Genomic DNA, 14,568 nt, shown 5'->3' on the forward strand with positions numbered 1-14,568 from the left:
AATACAGTTCCATAAATACAAATCTGAGGTCAATTCCGAACGGGATACTGTGTACTTCTTCCTCGGTGAAGGGAATGACTGCGCATATGTTAGCTCCTGACGTTGATCTGACTACATATGATCAATGATGACTCAAGAAAACAGAAACATTGCATATCCTTAATATGGAAGTACCGAAAGTGAAAGGTGGCAACTATTTTTTCATAAAGGAACAAAAAGCTAATTAAAGTTGGTTATTTTAACAGACTTGCCACCAGTCACGTTATGTAAAAAAGCTGACAAAAATTTCACCAATTTTATCGTAGGTAGAGGTTTCTGCTGATAAATTTAAACTTCGTAATGAGGTTAAAAGAGAAACTGTAGAAGATATACAGGCGAAAAATATAAAAATAGAAAAAGAACGAGGTGACCTTTCCTTTTTGCGATACGACACGTTCACTATTGCTTTGTTGTTTTTGCTTAATCTAATTTTTTAAAGAAATTTATTGACATCAAAAATATGATCATGTTATTATTAAATATTTGATGAAAAAACGAATATATGGTAATCTTAAGAAGGATACCATATATGGAGGTGGATGATATGTTTCAAATTGGCGATAACATTATTTATCCAATGCAAGGAGCAGGTATAATTGAAGCCATAGAAGAAAAAGAATTCTTAGGGGAAAAACAACAGTATTATGTCATAAAAATGTCAATCAGTAATATGCAAGTTATGATTCCAACGGGTAAAATATTGAGTTCAGGTATAAGACCTGTTACTGATATACTTGCATTAAAACACATTATACACATTTTCCAGCATGGAGAATCAGATCGGTTACTGCCGTGGAAACAAAGGTTTAAAGTAAACACGAACAAAATAAAAACGGGTAAAATACAAGAAGGCGCTGAAGTTGTACGTGATTTAATGCGTATGAATAAAGAAAAAGCACTTAATGCAAGCGAAAAAAAAATGTTGGATAATGCATATGAATTTTTGATTAGTGAACTGGAAGTAATTAAAGGAATCACTGAAAATCAAATAAAAAGTTTCAGTTAAAGTTCATTATAGATAATATATTGCATCCAAAAAAACATCCTGTAATTTCCGGTAACATTATGATAATTAAAAGTAAATCATTTCAAAGACGTTTAACTTCTTCAACTTATTTTTAGAACATTAACCTCTTTTGTTATTCCTACAATTAATCCATTTTTATTACTTAAATTTCTTTTACGAATCAAAAAACCCGATTAAATCGTCACTTGATTTTTGTAATCCTGATTCACACTGGCACGGACAAGGAGCCGTAAGGATGGAAGAGAGGCAGGGCTTCCATTGTTTTAGGTATATCTAAGTGATGATTTCTAGAAGAAAGAACAATCAATCTCACCTTTATCTTTAAGAATTTTTTTTATTCACTTCGGCAGTGAATCGTTTATCTTCCTTCCATAAAAGAGATACGCGAGTTGGTAACATCTAAATATATGGACAACAATAAAAAATGATGGAATTTCTATAACTAGATTACTTCTATTAAGATTGAGTCTTATGTAAAAATTGAAGTTGGCAGAATTCTTGTAGATGGACCAGCTGTTATTTTCATTGATCCAAAATATCTAAAAATTGTTGAATGAACGAAGAAAAGGATGATTCTTTACGAAAAGGGATGCTTTTTGTTTGATGTTTGATGCCAGTGATTTGTAGGACTTAGATTGCGAAGTCTTGTACTTAAATTAACGAGCAAGTTAGTGAAAAAAAATAAAAAGTAATTGCATTCGAAAAAAAATAAATAATTTATATACATTCCGCATATTGTCAATCCAGTATGTTATACTGTAAACAACCTTTGAAGCGTTAAATCTTTTTCTATTACCTTTTACCACCTCCCTACTCGAACGTTGAGTAGGGTTTTTTATTAAGCATTATACAGAGAACATAAAAAAACAGGCCCTATATATAGAGCCTGTTTGTATAAACGATTGAAGATTAAGCAGTTTTTTGAACGTTAGCAGCTTGAGCTCCGCGAGGACCTTGCTCAACGTCAAATGTTACTTTTTGACCTTCGTCTAATGATTTGAATCCGTCACTTTGGATTGCAGAAAAGTGTACGAATACATCGTCTCCATTTTCACGTTCGATAAATCCAAAACCTTTTTCTGCATTAAACCATTTAACTGTACCTTGTTCCATTTTTGTTGCCTCCTAGTGCGTTACCGCACATTGTATTACTATCCTTGCCCAAAGTATCATCAAGACGAAAAGTCAATATTCATACTATCCTTTACACCGAACAAAAATAATTCTTCTTTATCATAACAGGAAACGGAAATAATTGCAATTCATATTTTTGTTTTATTCATGGCATTATTTCCTAAATGTGGATGTCAGTGCAGAAGCGGAGTCTCAATAATTCTGCATTGAATTTATAACATGTCTAACAGGTCTAATAACCATGGTTTAAAAACACCGTGAAAATGAATCAGAGTGTCTTCAAACCTTACTAGTAATGTCCTCAAACAATCAATGCTCACGGACTAAATAAACCGATTCCCTAGGGGAGCAGGGAGAGCGTTTGGCCCGATAAAGAGCCGGGTATAATTTTCATACGCATTTGTATCCCGGCTGGCTCTGCTAATAAACATTTAATCGAGCTGGAAATCAGCTTCTCATTTCCAATGATTTTATAGAAGAATAGGAAAGATACTTGTCATTTATAGTGGATGACGCAGGGACTTCAAAGGCAATAAAACGTTTTCTAGATCATCATAGGAGGGAAACATTAAAAAATGAATGAGCAAAACCTAAGGACTTTGAGAAAACTGGTTACACCTTATGAAAAGTCCGATTTACAAAAAAGTATTTCTCAAATCATTAACACATTGGTGCCATTTTTCCTGTTATGGTGTTTGGCATATAAGAGCTTGTCGATTTCTTATTTCCTTACATTAGCGATTTCTGTTGTTGCGGCAGGTTTTTTAGTGAGAACCTTCATAATCTTTCATGATTGCTGCCACTACTCCTTTTTTAAAAACAAAATGGCGAATCGAATCCTTGGAACAATTACAGGAATTCTGACTTTGCATCCTTTTGATCACTGGGGACGCGACCATTCTGTCCACCATGCGACAAGCAGCAACTTGGACAAACGCGGTACAGGCGATATTTGGGTACTGACCGTTGAAGAATATAAGGAAGCCTCAACTAAGACAAAAATAATGTACCGTTTGTACAGAAATCCGTTTGTTATGTTTATGATTGGGCCGATTTACGTCTTCGGGATTACCAATCGTTTTAATCGTAAAGGGGCAAAACGCAAAGAACGGATGAATACGTATGTAACGAACGTGGGAATCGTCGCTTTGACAGCACTTTTATGCTGGGCTATTGGCTGGCAAAACTTCCTGCTGGTTCAGGCGCCAATTTTTATGATATCGGGATCTCTCGGAATTTGGATGTTTTATATTCAGCATACGTTTGAGGATTCTTATTTTGAAGAAGATGAGCATTGGGAATATGTAAAAGCAGCAGTTGAAGGAAGCTCTTTTTATAAGCTTCCAAAAGTCATGCAATGGCTAACAGGCAATATCGGTTTCCATCATGTTCATCATTTAAGCCCGAGAGTCCCAAACTATAAGCTTGAAGAAGTGCATAACAACATTAAACCATTGCAAAACGTTCCGACCATTACACTGGCAACAAGTCTTAAGTCATTAAAGTTCCGCCTGTGGGATGAAGAAAGCAAAAAATTTGTTGGTTTTAGCCACTTAAAAAAAGCTTCTAAAAACCAAATATCAGCACACCTAAGAAAGGATTAAACAACTCCCCATAATCGATGATAGCAGGCAGTGTATCTTGCAAAATAAAAGTGCAGACTCGCACAACGGTTTTGTGCAGAGGTCAGCACTTTTTTAGTGCCAAATATACTTGCATACTTCACCACACGGTACATTTATTGCCGTATTTTCTGCAAAAAAATAATACTAAAGGTAGTTAAACCCTCGGTATGATTGGTATGCGGCCGAGAGGACTTGACCCTCACGGGGTTGCCTCCACTAGGCCCTCGATAAAGTGGAAGCTTATCACGATTTATGAAAGCTTGTTTTCATGGTATCTCTTTACACCAATTACATAAAACTTCATTGTTTTTAAGAATGATGAAGTAAAAATGGAGTAAGCTTTTCAAACGAATTTCGTAAAGCTTACCAAAGTGGTTCTTAAGATTTTTTTGTTTTTTAAAATGGTCTATCCATGAGATTGATAACAAAAAAAAGGTTTCACTATTGTCTTTTTTTTTCGTTAATTCGGACCCTCGACCAATATCCTGGAGTTATTTTTATTTGACGGAATCCTCGATTGAACCCTTTTATATTTGTTGTAAAAGCTCGTGCCTTCACAACAGAAAAGTCTAAATATAATTCAATCCTTCCAATGATCGTATTCTGTACTTCTTGCTCGTTCTTTGTATTTATCAATTTGCTCTTCGGTTGAAAATTTTAGAGAAAAATTAGCCGAAATAAAAGGAATTCCTCACTTTACGAATGAAGCAACTGAGGAAATACTTGCAGGGTACAAATCAGATAGAATACATGCAAAAATCATTAATAGCGCATTAAAATAAAGCAGGCATATGCCTGCTTTAAAATTTATACTGGTTCAAATTCTATAACCTTGCTTTCCCTTTAATCCAGTGTTTTCCTATCAAGGCCTAAACAATCGTTTTCCCCACTCCGAGGAATACATTGGAATCCCAACTAAAAGACCGGCGCTTCTTAGTCACTCACATTAACAATGATTATAAAATGTCTCAAGGAACGATCAACAGCCGCTACCCCTGATTAAAGATGATCTGTTACCACACTGTTACGTTAGAACTTCCACTACTTTGATATCCCTCTGTCGCTAAGACTTGGTAAGACCAAATACTCCCCAGATTCATTCCATGACTCTTCCATGCTTTAACATGATTGCTGAAAGTGATTTTAGCGTTGTTTCCAGTTGGTCTCTTAGACCGGCGAACACTCCAATATTGCGTAAAAGTAGAATGTTGGCCCTCAATGGAAGGTGCGTTATAACGTTTAGTTGTATATATGTCATATGTACCCCCATCACTGTATACAGTACCCTTATACGTTCCAGTAGGTCTATAAGTACCCCATGAATCCACTACATAATATTCTATGAGCGGTGATCTCGTCCAACCATATAAAGCCAAATATCCATTGCCATTCGGCGCCCAAACTCCGGCATTATAATTTATTGTTCTAGATGGCGAACCTTTAGTCCAACCTTTACCAACAACGAAATTTCCGGTATTAGACCAATTAACACTGTAATTCCCGCCAGACCCATTGACCGCGTTTACTGTTCCGCCCCCATCGGTCCAATTTTGCCAGTAGTCTGTACTAGCTGCAGAGGCGGTTGCCGAAAACAAGCTAATACTCATTAAAGCTGCCGTTAATCCAACTAAAAAATTCTTTTTAAACTTAAACATATGTTATCTCCTATAAAAATTATTCTGACTTTGACATGAGGTGGCACTCGTATAGATTAAAAACATTAATAATTACTAATGCCAAAGCTTTTGATCGTTCCCTTCAATATAATACCATGAATTCATGAGTGAATATCATAAATAAATGTAATTTAATTACAAAGACCTAAAAAATCACATTATAAGTGTTCTTGTAAAACTATAGCCTTATCCTCTTTTCGCAGAATCATAAATCTGACGGTGTAATATTTGTAATTCATAACCATTTATACCATTTCGTATAAAGGAGATATACATGAGAGATTGTGAAGTCATTGTAGCTGCCCCAGGTGGTGCTCCTGACTTTGAAGCTGTAATGGAACGTTTCATGTCCAAAAAGTCAGCTCATCAGATTGTTTACTGTGTTTTCGATGTTTCTACAAAGACAGTCGGTCAATCGCCAACAAGCCGCTCACTGTGGCGTAAGACAGTTCTGAATTCACTTGAACTGAATCATCCTATCGAAGGAATTCAAGGAAACGGACTAGCTTACTTTGCCGTGGTCAAAGAAAAAATTTCAGAGGGAATCGTGCTCAAGAAAGCTGACTCGCCTGATGAAATTAATACACGTTCTCATTATTGGCTGAAAGTGATCAATTATCATTACACCGAAGTCGTTATTACCGGCACACCAAAACGGATATAAAATTTTCTACCCCATCCCGATAGAACTGCAGCTGGGTTTATGGAATTCATGCCACATGCAGAACGAAGTAAGTTCCACTCTATGAAACAAGTAAAGTCTGAATCTGATGAATATGTATTTATTGAGCCTATTTTTCATTAAAGTAAAAATACAACAACAAAACAAAAAATACCAAGGGTGTCAAAACTCTTGGTATTCCTATGATGCGGCCGAGAGGACTTGAACCTCCACGGGTTATTCACCCACTAGGCCCTCAATAAAGTGGAAGCTTATCACTGCTTATGAAGGCTTATTTTCATTACATCGTTGATTACACAAAATTTGATTGTTTTTTATTAATTATGGAGTAAAAATGGAGTACTAACTTACCAAAGTGGTTCTCTATTCCCTCTTTATTTAACAAGGTCTATCCATGTTTAAAGCAGCTAAAGATTTTTTAATTTTAAAGGCTAAGGTATGTTGCAAATCTTCAGAAGTTAAAGCTTTATCATGGCCTGTTCTGCTTCATCAAGCAAATAGAGCGCATCCTGCATAGAATAAATCCCCCCTTTTTTTTCATGAACAAGAATTAATACACCAAAGAATAGGTGAAAAGCCCTTGAAAAACTATTGTGAAATATTTGAAGAGGTTCTTGAAGAGTGGTTTTCTGCTGAATTGATTCTTTTAAGCCAAGGTGGTGATGGTACTGATGACCTTGAAATGAGAAAAGAATTGTACGGGTGGCGTTTTGTTGAGGCATTGAATAAAGAATAACCGCTACCTCTTCCCTTCTGCTCAAGATACATATATATTGCTATGCTGTGCTTATTCTTTCTTAGCGTACAATAAAGCTCCCTCGTAGCAAGGGAGCTTAAATTAGAGAGCTTTATTTAACTCATGTTTAATCCAAAGTTCGAAGTATTGAGTAGCTTCATCTTCACTTAAATCTTTACTTGTTATCGAGAATATCTTACAACCGAATGGATCGATTTTTGAAAACTTCAAAGGCGGCTCATCAATTGCATGATCCTGAAAGTTAAAATACACGTCCCAAACATCAACATCTAGTCTCTTTAATCCTACTGCTTCAAGATCTAATCCATTTTTATCGTAACTAATATGTAGATGTTGCGTTTCATCATAATTCATTAGGAAACCCTCCCTTTAGAAAATGATATGATGTTTTTTCATGTTAGGCGGCACATGGTAATGAAGTTTATAGGGGCCTCCCGTCTTAACTGGATAATAATCTAATCTGAAAATTGGTTTTCCGGTAGATTTTAAACGAACTTGAATAATTCTGCCACCACCACCGGGGCCATCAATCTTGTATTTACTCGGCGCCTTTAAAGCTTTTTCAACATATGGTCTCGCGATTGCCCAACCTTTTTTCATTCCAGACCTGCCAACTTTGCTAATTAAGACCCTTAAAGCTGTAGCAACAATTGGCACCCACATCGGCTTTATTTCAGCGTCCTTAACCTCTTGTTCGGCAAGCACCTGTTCTAACTGCTGAAATACTGTGTCTTCTATTAAAAAATCAAACTCTTTTTCAAACTCTTCATTATCCAAACTTTGAATGTCCTTTTTATTGATTGTTGAAATTGATGATATTCCATCAATGTTTTTTGGAAAAATCTCATTCAATGTATTGAGAGTTGAGTTGAAATCAATGCTTTCATCCTCTTTCCCCTCTTCAATTGCTTGAGATAATGGACTTAGAACACCCATAACCAACACAAAGACCAAAAGTGAGACAATAGTTTTAATAAACTTTTTCGCCATATTTGACCTCCTAGTTAATTATTTTTATTCCAAATATATCAATATATGGTATGAAAATCAACAGCTAATTTTACTTTAAGTAATCAAGTATTGCGTGGATGGTGTTTCCATTCTGCTCAAGAAAAATAGGTTTTATTGAATCAAAAAAATCCTGTCTTTAAAGTGACATGTTCCTTCCTCAGCATCAATAAATGCAACATAATCTTTGTTTTGGATTTTCAAAATTTCATTATAATGCTACAGCTTTAGGAACAGAGAGTTTATCAGCATTTAAAAAACTGCAAGGTCGACAGCAAGCCAAATTATTACTCAATTCAGCAATACACAATAAATAAACACATTCGAGAATATTTCAAAAATGCTGATCTACAAAAGATCTCGCACACCCATATCATCGATTTTAGAAATCACTTACTCGATAAGAAACTGAGCAATAAATCCATAAATAATATCATATCCACTTTAAATAAAATATTCGAGACAGCCCAAAATGAAAAATTTATTCAAAACAATCCATGCAGCAAAATCAAAAAACTCCCTCTTGATCGAAAAAAGATGAAATTTTGGAGACCGGAGGAATTTAAAAAATTCATCAACTTAATTCCTGACGATCAAGTCATTTTTAAAACATTTTATGCACTAGCCTTTTTCACCGGAATGAGGTGCGGTGAAATGTTAGCCCTCCAATGGAAAGACATAGACCGAATATTAATGGAAATAGATGTTCGCAAATCTGCAACATATTTAAACAAAGATTTTATAGTGACGTTACCCAAAACAAAAAATTCTATTCGACGCATAAGCATTAATAGAAAACTTTTCTCTCTCCTAGACTATTGGAGAGAGAAACAAGAGGATTTATTTAAAAAACTCAATATTCTTCATTCAGATGAGTCCTATATTTTTCAATATAAAGACACTCCATCATCAAAGGACATTTTCAGTCGTAAAATTAAATACTTCTGTAAAAACAACAATAGATGTATACGGACACCTATATCCCAATAAAAAGAAAGAAATGACGGACAAGTTAGACGACTTATTTTAAGTAAGTGGGCACGGTGTGGGCACAGGAGACAAAAAACTAGATGAATATAAAAAATACCAAGGGCGCTTAAACCCTTGGTATTCCTATGATGCGGCCGAGAGGACTTGAACCTCCACGGGTTATTCACCCACTAGGCCCTCAACCTAGCGCGTCTGCCATTCCGCCACGACCGCATGATATGTTGTTTTTAAAGTGCGGGTGAAGGGACTCGAACCCCCACGCCGTAAAGACACTAGATCCTAAGTCTAGCGCGTCTGCCAATTCCGCCACACCCGCGTGAAAAAACAATGGTGAGCCATGAAGGACTCGAACCTTCGACCCTCTGATTAAAAGTCAGATGCTCTACCAACTGAGCTAATGGCTCAAATATAATGGCTGGGCTAGCTGGATTCGAACCAACGCATGACGGAGTCAAAGTCCGTTGCCTTACCGCTTGGCTATAGCCCAACATATGAGAAATGACCCGTACGGGATTCGAACCCGTGTTACCGCCGTGAAAGGGCGGTGTCTTAACCACTTGACCAACGGGCCATATGAAGTCAGCATCATATTTTCCTAATGGCGGAGAAGGAGGGATTTGAACCCTCGCGCCGCTTACGCGACCTACACCCTTAGCAGGGGCGCCTCTTCAGCCACTTGAGTACTTCTCCATTGGCTCCACAGGCAGGATTCGAACCTGCGACCGATCGGTTAACAGCCGATAGCTCTACCACTGAGCTACTGTGGAATGATCAGACTCATTTTATTATAAATATGTCGACAAAATGTGTCAAGAAGAACAATTTGTCTTTGTGGCTCGTCTTGCGACGGCTTTTATAATTTATCATAGACAAGCCTGATCAGTCAACCCTTTTTTATGATTTCTTTTATTTTCCCTCCGCACTTGCCGCAAACGTAACGGCTTGTATCCATTTTCCGCTTTCGGAGAAACGTTTGTCCGCATGCTTCACACTTGTATGTGCGTACTTTTCTTTGCGGCTTTTTCTCTTTTTCGAGCGGCGTGCAGAACCGCGGCGCACCGACTTCCTTTAATAGCGTTCTAAAATCCTTGTCGCGGTGCTTGTAGCCTTTTCCTTCAAGATGGAGGTGGTAATGGCACAATTCATGCTTGATGATGCCTTCAAGCTCTTTTTGCCCGTGTTCTGTCAGGTATTTTTTATTCAGCTCGATATTGTGGGAATTCAGCAAATACCTGCCTCCTGTCGTTTTCAGGCGGCTGTTGAAGTAAGCGCGGTGCCGGAACGGTTTTTTAAAGTATGTGAGCGAAAGCTGTTCTGTCAGCTGCTGCAGTTGTTGTTCGTCCATTGCTTCGGTCCACCTCATTTTTAAAAACATTGAACAGGACAAATTCCGGGCGGCATAAACTAATACACGACACCCATACTCTTATGATAAGAGCCTGAGGAGGGATGAGCAATGCCGAATTGGCTCAAAAACCAGATGCAGAGAGCTTTTTATGAAAAAGATCATTACCAGATTAAATTGCTGAATCAGTGCTGGTATTTTTACAGAAAAAAACACTGCTGATGAGCAGTGTTCATCCGAGTCCGAATGGAATTTTCTTCTGTTTCCTCATCATCTTCACCGGTCCTTTTATCATCTCACACAATGGCGCCCGTTACTCCCCAAATGGAGCTGACCGCCCGATTTCGGGGAGCATGGGCGAATGGTTCTTCTGCGGATGGACGAGCCGTTTATTCTTTTCTTTTAAACGGAAACCAGTTGGCTGAGCCGAAGATCTGAACCATTACAGGGACGAACAGCGGCAGCATGACGAATGCATACAGCAAAAGACCCGTCAGCACAAGGGTGGCGATTTGCAGAAGCGATAAAACGCCGGACGGCAGCATCGCCGCGAAGGTTCCCGCCAAGATGACAGCGGCTGAAATAATAACCGATCCCATATTTTTCATCGATTCCGTCATCGCCGTCATAATATCCGTTCCCCGGTATTCGTTAAACCGTTCCATCAGGAAGATCGAATAGTCCACACCAAGCGCCATTAAAATCACAAAGCCAAAGAAAGGCACCGCCCAGTTGAGGCCGGGATAGCCGAAAAACGCCGTGAAAATAAACTCGGTTATACCGATGGACGCAAAGTACGTCAAGATCAACGATCCGACCAAATACACCGGCATGACAATAGAACGGAACAGCAGGACGAGGATCAGGAAAATTCCGATCATCATATAGATCACCGTGTTGCTGAAATCCTGGTCTGACAGCTGCTTCAGATCGGCATTGATGCTGGAAACGCCGCCGACGCCAAATGATGCATCTTTCAAATGCGTATCGGGAAGAGCCCGTTTTACGGACGCTTCAATATCTTTAACATTAGCAATTGCTCCGTTTCCGTACGGATTGCCTTCCAATATCACATCGATCGTCGTGATATGGCGGTCGTCTGACATATAGGAATTAAACACCTGCTGAAACTGCTTGTTTTTCAGGACTTCTTTAGGGACAAACCAACCGGACATTTCTTGATCCGATGCGTTTTTCAGCTGATCCAGGTAGTCGCCTGCCCCCATCAGACCGCTTGAAATTTTTTCGAGGCCGTCCACGCTTGAATTCAAACCTTTTGTTAATTGATCGAGCTGGCCGGCGAATTCTCCGACTTTTTCCTTCATCTGCTTTTGGCCTTCAGCGACATCGCCCGCTCCTGATTCGAGCTTAGGCAGCGAATCGGCGAGCTGTCCCTGCCCCTTCGATGTCTCTTCAAGTCCTTTTTCGATTTGGCCGAGGCCGTTGATCAGAGCATCGATTTTGCTTGTGTACACTTTTTGCTCTTCCTGCGCTTTTGCGATAAATGCATCTGCTGCTTCAAGCTGCTTTTTCGCGTTTGCCGCCTGCTTCGTGTAAACGGCCGCTTTCTGCGATCCCTGCTTGATTGCCGATGCAAGCTCTGTGTAAGAGCCTTTGATCGCTAAATAAGAAGGATTCTCCTTCACTTCGGGAATTTCGTTTTCAAGATTTTTGAAATTTTGATTTGTCTGCTCGATCATCTTTTGCACGTCAGCCGTTATGCCTTGGGCACTTTCTGCTTGTGACAATGCTGCTTTCAAGACTTTCGATATTTCTTTGTAGTTTTCGATTTGTCCATTTAATTGATCGACCTGCGCCGTCAGCTGTTTTTTCGCAGTTTGGATTTCTTTTTTCGCCTGGGCGACGCCTTGTTTGCTTTGGTCTGTTCCTTCCTTCAGCTTTCTCATGTTGGCTTCAACGTCGCTGATTCCGGCTTGGATCGATTCGGTTCCTTTGATCAGCTGGTTGATTCCTTTTCCGGACGCTTCGATTTGCGGATTTTGATCCGCGATTGACTTGCTCGCTTCTGCAAGCCCGTCTTTAATCTTTTTCAGACCTTTATTGCCGCTTTCAAGGCCTTTATTCAGCTCGTTCGCCTGTGTTTTGACGTACAGGTCGCTCAGCCCTTTTCCGACCGGCCGGGTCGCACTGCGAACTTTGCTGACGCCGTTTGTCTGTTCAATGGCGCGGCTGATTTTTTCAATCGCGATCAGCCCGTCATTGGTATCGAGCGCATCCGATGTTTTGAGCACGACCGTGACCGGCAAAGATTCTCCCGGCCCGAACTTGTCGGAAATGGAGTTAAATGCGCTGACGGATTCGTATTGATCTCCGATTTCGTCAAGGCTGTTGTAGGAAAGCGTTCCTTTATACATCAAGATCGGCGGCACGGCCACGGCCGCTACGATCAACAGGCTGATCAGCGGCTTACTGAAAGCGAAACGGCCGGCGGTTTCCCATAGCTTTGACTGCGGGTGCCCGATATTTCCTCTGACAGGCCAAAACAGCACTTTCCCCAAAACAGCCATGAAAAACGGCACGATCGACAGAAGCGCCAAAATCAAGACCGCGACACCCACCGCTACTGCGACCGCAGACTTGTAAAGCTGGAATTCGGCAAAGCCGATGCAAGTAAAACCGATCAAAACGGCGATTCCGCTGAACAGAACGGTTCTCCCCGCCGTTTTATACGTTGTCAGAATGGCTTCGATCTTGTCTTTCCCGCGGGCGATCTCTTCCTTAAAACGGCTTAAAAGAAGAATGCAGTAATCCGTGCCGATTCCGAACATGATCGCCACCATAAAGATTTGCGTAAACGTGGACAGCGGAAAATCAGCGTATTTGACTAGATAGGCGACGACGGACTGGCTCACAAGGTATGAAAGCGCGACCGCCAAAAGCGGAACAAAAGGCGCAACCGCAGAACGGAAGACGAGAATCAATACGATTAAAATAAAACCGACCGTGATATATTCGGTCTTCTTCAGGCCTTCCTGTGAACTTGTTATAACATCATCATCAATGAGCGGCTGTCCGGTCATCTCGTCGTCAAGCTTTAAAGGTTTGAGCTTTTCATTTACCTTTGCTTTAAAATCGGCCGCACTGATTTTGTTCGCATCAAATGTGACAGGTACAAGCAGCGTCGTTCGATCCTTTGACAACAGCTGCTTTTGAATATCCTCCTCCGCATCAAAGTATGATGTAATATCTGAGACGTGAAGGGAGGAATCCTTTTCTAAAATGGTGATCGCTTTTTTTAAAGCCGCCTCCCGGTTCGGCAGGAGCTGTTTGTCCTGAAATACGACGACAACCGATTTGTCCGTATCCCCGTCTTTTGACATTTGTTCGAGAAGCTTGTTCGCGTAAGAAGACGGATAGCCTTCAGGGACCGCTATCTGGCCCTTCTCCTTTGTTAATTGCCCCATATCAGGCGCCGTGATGAATAAGACGGCGGCCATTGCAATCCAGAGCGCCGCAATGATCCATCTCGCCTTTATAATCGTTCTCATTGACGTTTTATTCCTCCTCTATGAGCTGTGCGGGTTTTTCATTAAAAAAAGACGGCTGGTTGCTGCCGTCAGACAAAACATTCGTGTTTTGCTGATCAACATGAAAGCCGTCGTACTTTTTATATCGGCTTTCTAATACATTAGTAAATTGTTCTTTTGAAACTCCAATTTCCTATTTCACGGCCGAATCGCTTAAGGGGAAATGCACTAAATTCATCGAATCCGTTCTTTTTGTAAAACGATCGATTTAAATTCGTGTTGGTGATTAAAGCGAGGATCCCGCCTCCGTTTCTTCGGATGAAAGGGACCAGGCAGTCATTGATCATCTTGCTGCCGAAACTTTTGCCCTGATGGAAGCAGGAGACCCCCAACGCCTCCAAATACCATTTCTGCTGTTTGATGCCCTTGTACGATCTTTTCGCCTCTTCCGCCACATTCACCATATTCCATACCGCGGAAAGGCCCCCTTTTATAAACAACTTTATTCCTCCAGCTGATATATAATCCATCACTCCAACGTCTGGATCATCCCGATGTTTTAAGAGGGCCGCGGTGACGATCTCACCATTCACAACACCGATAAAGCACCCCCGCCTATTTATATATGCCTGAGTGATGACTTTATGCAGTTCATAAAAGAATTCGGGGTTTTTCTTTTCGGGTCTTACAAGCAAATCCATAAACGGATAGTTGTCAAAAGACTCATGAAACAGTTGTGCCACCTCGTCCAAGTGATCAGCTGAAGCCAGACGATATTGAATCATTGAAAACCTCCT

13 protein-coding genes, 7 tRNA genes and 1 pseudogene are annotated in these 14,568 nt (G+C 39.9%); 7 read left to right on the plus strand and 14 right to left on the minus strand.

Features of this window, described 5'->3' with window-relative positions; all coding sequences use genetic code 11:
• The first annotated feature begins 583 nt into the window (after positions 1-583).
• Both ACVC9U_RS16585 and ACVC9U_RS16590 read left to right on the plus strand, forming a co-directional pair.
• Entirely contained in the window at positions 584-1,045 is a 462-nt protein-coding gene (locus tag ACVC9U_RS16585) for a CarD family transcriptional regulator (RefSeq protein ID WP_023857841.1), read from the plus strand.
• 476 nt (positions 1,046-1,521) lie between these two features.
• Positions 1,522-1,623 (plus strand): BC1881 family protein, encoded by a 102-nt coding sequence (locus ACVC9U_RS16590; protein ID WP_312019189.1) that lies wholly within the window; start codon positions 1,522-1,524, stop codon positions 1,621-1,623.
• Between the two features lie 352 nt (positions 1,624-1,975).
• Here ACVC9U_RS16590 and cspC read toward each other — a convergent pair whose 3' ends face one another.
• Positions 1,976-2,179: a cold shock protein CspC gene (gene cspC / locus ACVC9U_RS16595; protein ID WP_003179166.1), complete on the minus strand. Its 204-nt coding sequence runs from the start codon at positions 2,177-2,179 to the stop codon at positions 1,976-1,978.
• Between the two features lie 596 nt (positions 2,180-2,775).
• On the opposite strand from cspC, the gene desA reads away from it, so the two are divergent.
• Positions 2,776-3,804 (plus strand): Delta(5) desaturase DesA, encoded by a 1,029-nt coding sequence (gene desA, locus ACVC9U_RS16600; protein WP_441391300.1) that lies wholly within the window; start codon positions 2,776-2,778, stop codon positions 3,802-3,804.
• Between the two features lie 1,034 nt (positions 3,805-4,838).
• On the opposite strand, the gene ACVC9U_RS16605 is transcribed toward desA, so the two are convergent.
• Complete coding sequence (locus tag ACVC9U_RS16605; RefSeq protein ID WP_023857845.1) at positions 4,839-5,480, minus strand: glycoside hydrolase family 11 protein; 642 nt, start codon at positions 5,478-5,480, stop codon at positions 4,839-4,841.
• Positions 5,481-5,781: 301 nt separating this feature from the next.
• On the opposite strand from ACVC9U_RS16605, the pseudogene ACVC9U_RS16610 reads away from it, so the two are divergent.
• Both ACVC9U_RS16610 and ACVC9U_RS16615 read left to right on the plus strand, forming a co-directional pair.
• Positions 5,782-6,297: pseudogene (locus tag ACVC9U_RS16610) on the plus strand (ATP-dependent DNA ligase); the annotation flags it as partial.
• A gap of 466 nt (positions 6,298-6,763) precedes the next feature.
• Complete coding sequence (locus ACVC9U_RS16615; protein ID WP_023857847.1) at positions 6,764-6,919, plus strand: hypothetical protein; 156 nt, start codon at positions 6,764-6,766, stop codon at positions 6,917-6,919.
• Between the two features lie 102 nt (positions 6,920-7,021).
• On the opposite strand, the gene ACVC9U_RS16620 is transcribed toward ACVC9U_RS16615, so the two are convergent.
• Complete coding sequence (locus ACVC9U_RS16620) at positions 7,022-7,294, minus strand: DUF3986 family protein (RefSeq protein WP_025810055.1); 273 nt, start codon at positions 7,292-7,294, stop codon at positions 7,022-7,024.
• A 15-nt stretch (positions 7,295-7,309) separates the two neighbouring features.
• On the minus strand, positions 7,310-7,930 hold the full coding sequence (locus tag ACVC9U_RS16625) for a hypothetical protein (protein ID WP_441391301.1): 621 nt from the start codon (positions 7,928-7,930) through the stop codon (positions 7,310-7,312).
• Between the two features lie 312 nt (positions 7,931-8,242).
• Here ACVC9U_RS16625 and ACVC9U_RS16630 point away from each other — a divergent pair, with 312 nt between their 5' ends.
• Positions 8,243-8,938 carry a tyrosine-type recombinase/integrase gene (locus tag ACVC9U_RS16630; RefSeq protein ID WP_260188373.1) on the plus strand — a complete coding sequence of 232 codons (696 nt, stop codon included), beginning with the start codon at positions 8,243-8,245 and terminating at the stop codon, positions 8,936-8,938.
• A 129-nt stretch (positions 8,939-9,067) separates the two neighbouring features.
• On the opposite strand, the gene ACVC9U_RS16635 is transcribed toward ACVC9U_RS16630, so the two are convergent.
• The 8 genes from ACVC9U_RS16635 to ACVC9U_RS16670 form a co-directional block, all read right to left on the minus strand.
• Positions 9,068-9,151: transfer RNA gene (locus ACVC9U_RS16635), tRNA-Leu, on the minus strand.
• A gap of 20 nt (positions 9,152-9,171) precedes the next feature.
• Positions 9,172-9,254 (minus strand) — tRNA-Leu (locus tag ACVC9U_RS16640).
• Positions 9,255-9,266: 12 nt separating this feature from the next.
• Positions 9,267-9,342: transfer RNA gene (locus tag ACVC9U_RS16645), tRNA-Lys, on the minus strand.
• An 8-nt stretch (positions 9,343-9,350) separates the two neighbouring features.
• Positions 9,351-9,425 (minus strand) — tRNA-Gln (locus ACVC9U_RS16650).
• 12 nt (positions 9,426-9,437) lie between these two features.
• A tRNA-Glu gene (locus ACVC9U_RS16655) sits at positions 9,438-9,509 on the minus strand.
• Between the two features lie 28 nt (positions 9,510-9,537).
• Positions 9,538-9,628 (minus strand) — tRNA-Ser (locus ACVC9U_RS16660).
• Between the two features lie 2 nt (positions 9,629-9,630).
• A tRNA-Asn gene (locus tag ACVC9U_RS16665) sits at positions 9,631-9,705 on the minus strand.
• Between the two features lie 116 nt (positions 9,706-9,821).
• Positions 9,822-10,283: a SprT family protein gene (locus tag ACVC9U_RS16670; RefSeq protein ID WP_003179155.1), complete on the minus strand. Its 462-nt coding sequence runs from the start codon at positions 10,281-10,283 to the stop codon at positions 9,822-9,824.
• Between the two features lie 111 nt (positions 10,284-10,394).
• Between ACVC9U_RS16670 and cmpA the strand changes: the two genes are divergently transcribed.
• Positions 10,395-10,505, plus strand: a complete 111-nt coding sequence (gene cmpA, locus ACVC9U_RS16675) for a cortex morphogenetic protein CmpA (protein ID WP_003179153.1) — start codon at positions 10,395-10,397, stop codon at positions 10,503-10,505.
• Between the two features lie 167 nt (positions 10,506-10,672).
• Here the strand turns inward: cmpA and ACVC9U_RS16680 are convergent, their stop codons facing one another.
• A complete protein-coding gene (locus ACVC9U_RS16680; RefSeq protein ID WP_441391302.1) occupies positions 10,673-13,792 on the minus strand; it encodes an MMPL family transporter in 3,120 nt (1,039 codons plus the stop codon).
• A 140-nt stretch (positions 13,793-13,932) separates the two neighbouring features.
• Positions 13,933-14,556 carry a GNAT family N-acetyltransferase gene (locus tag ACVC9U_RS16685; RefSeq protein ID WP_023857855.1) on the minus strand — a complete coding sequence of 208 codons (624 nt, stop codon included), beginning with the start codon at positions 14,554-14,556 and terminating at the stop codon, positions 13,933-13,935.
• Positions 14,557-14,568: the final 12 nt, after the last annotated feature.

The organism is Bacillus sp. GM2, assembly GCF_056155945.1.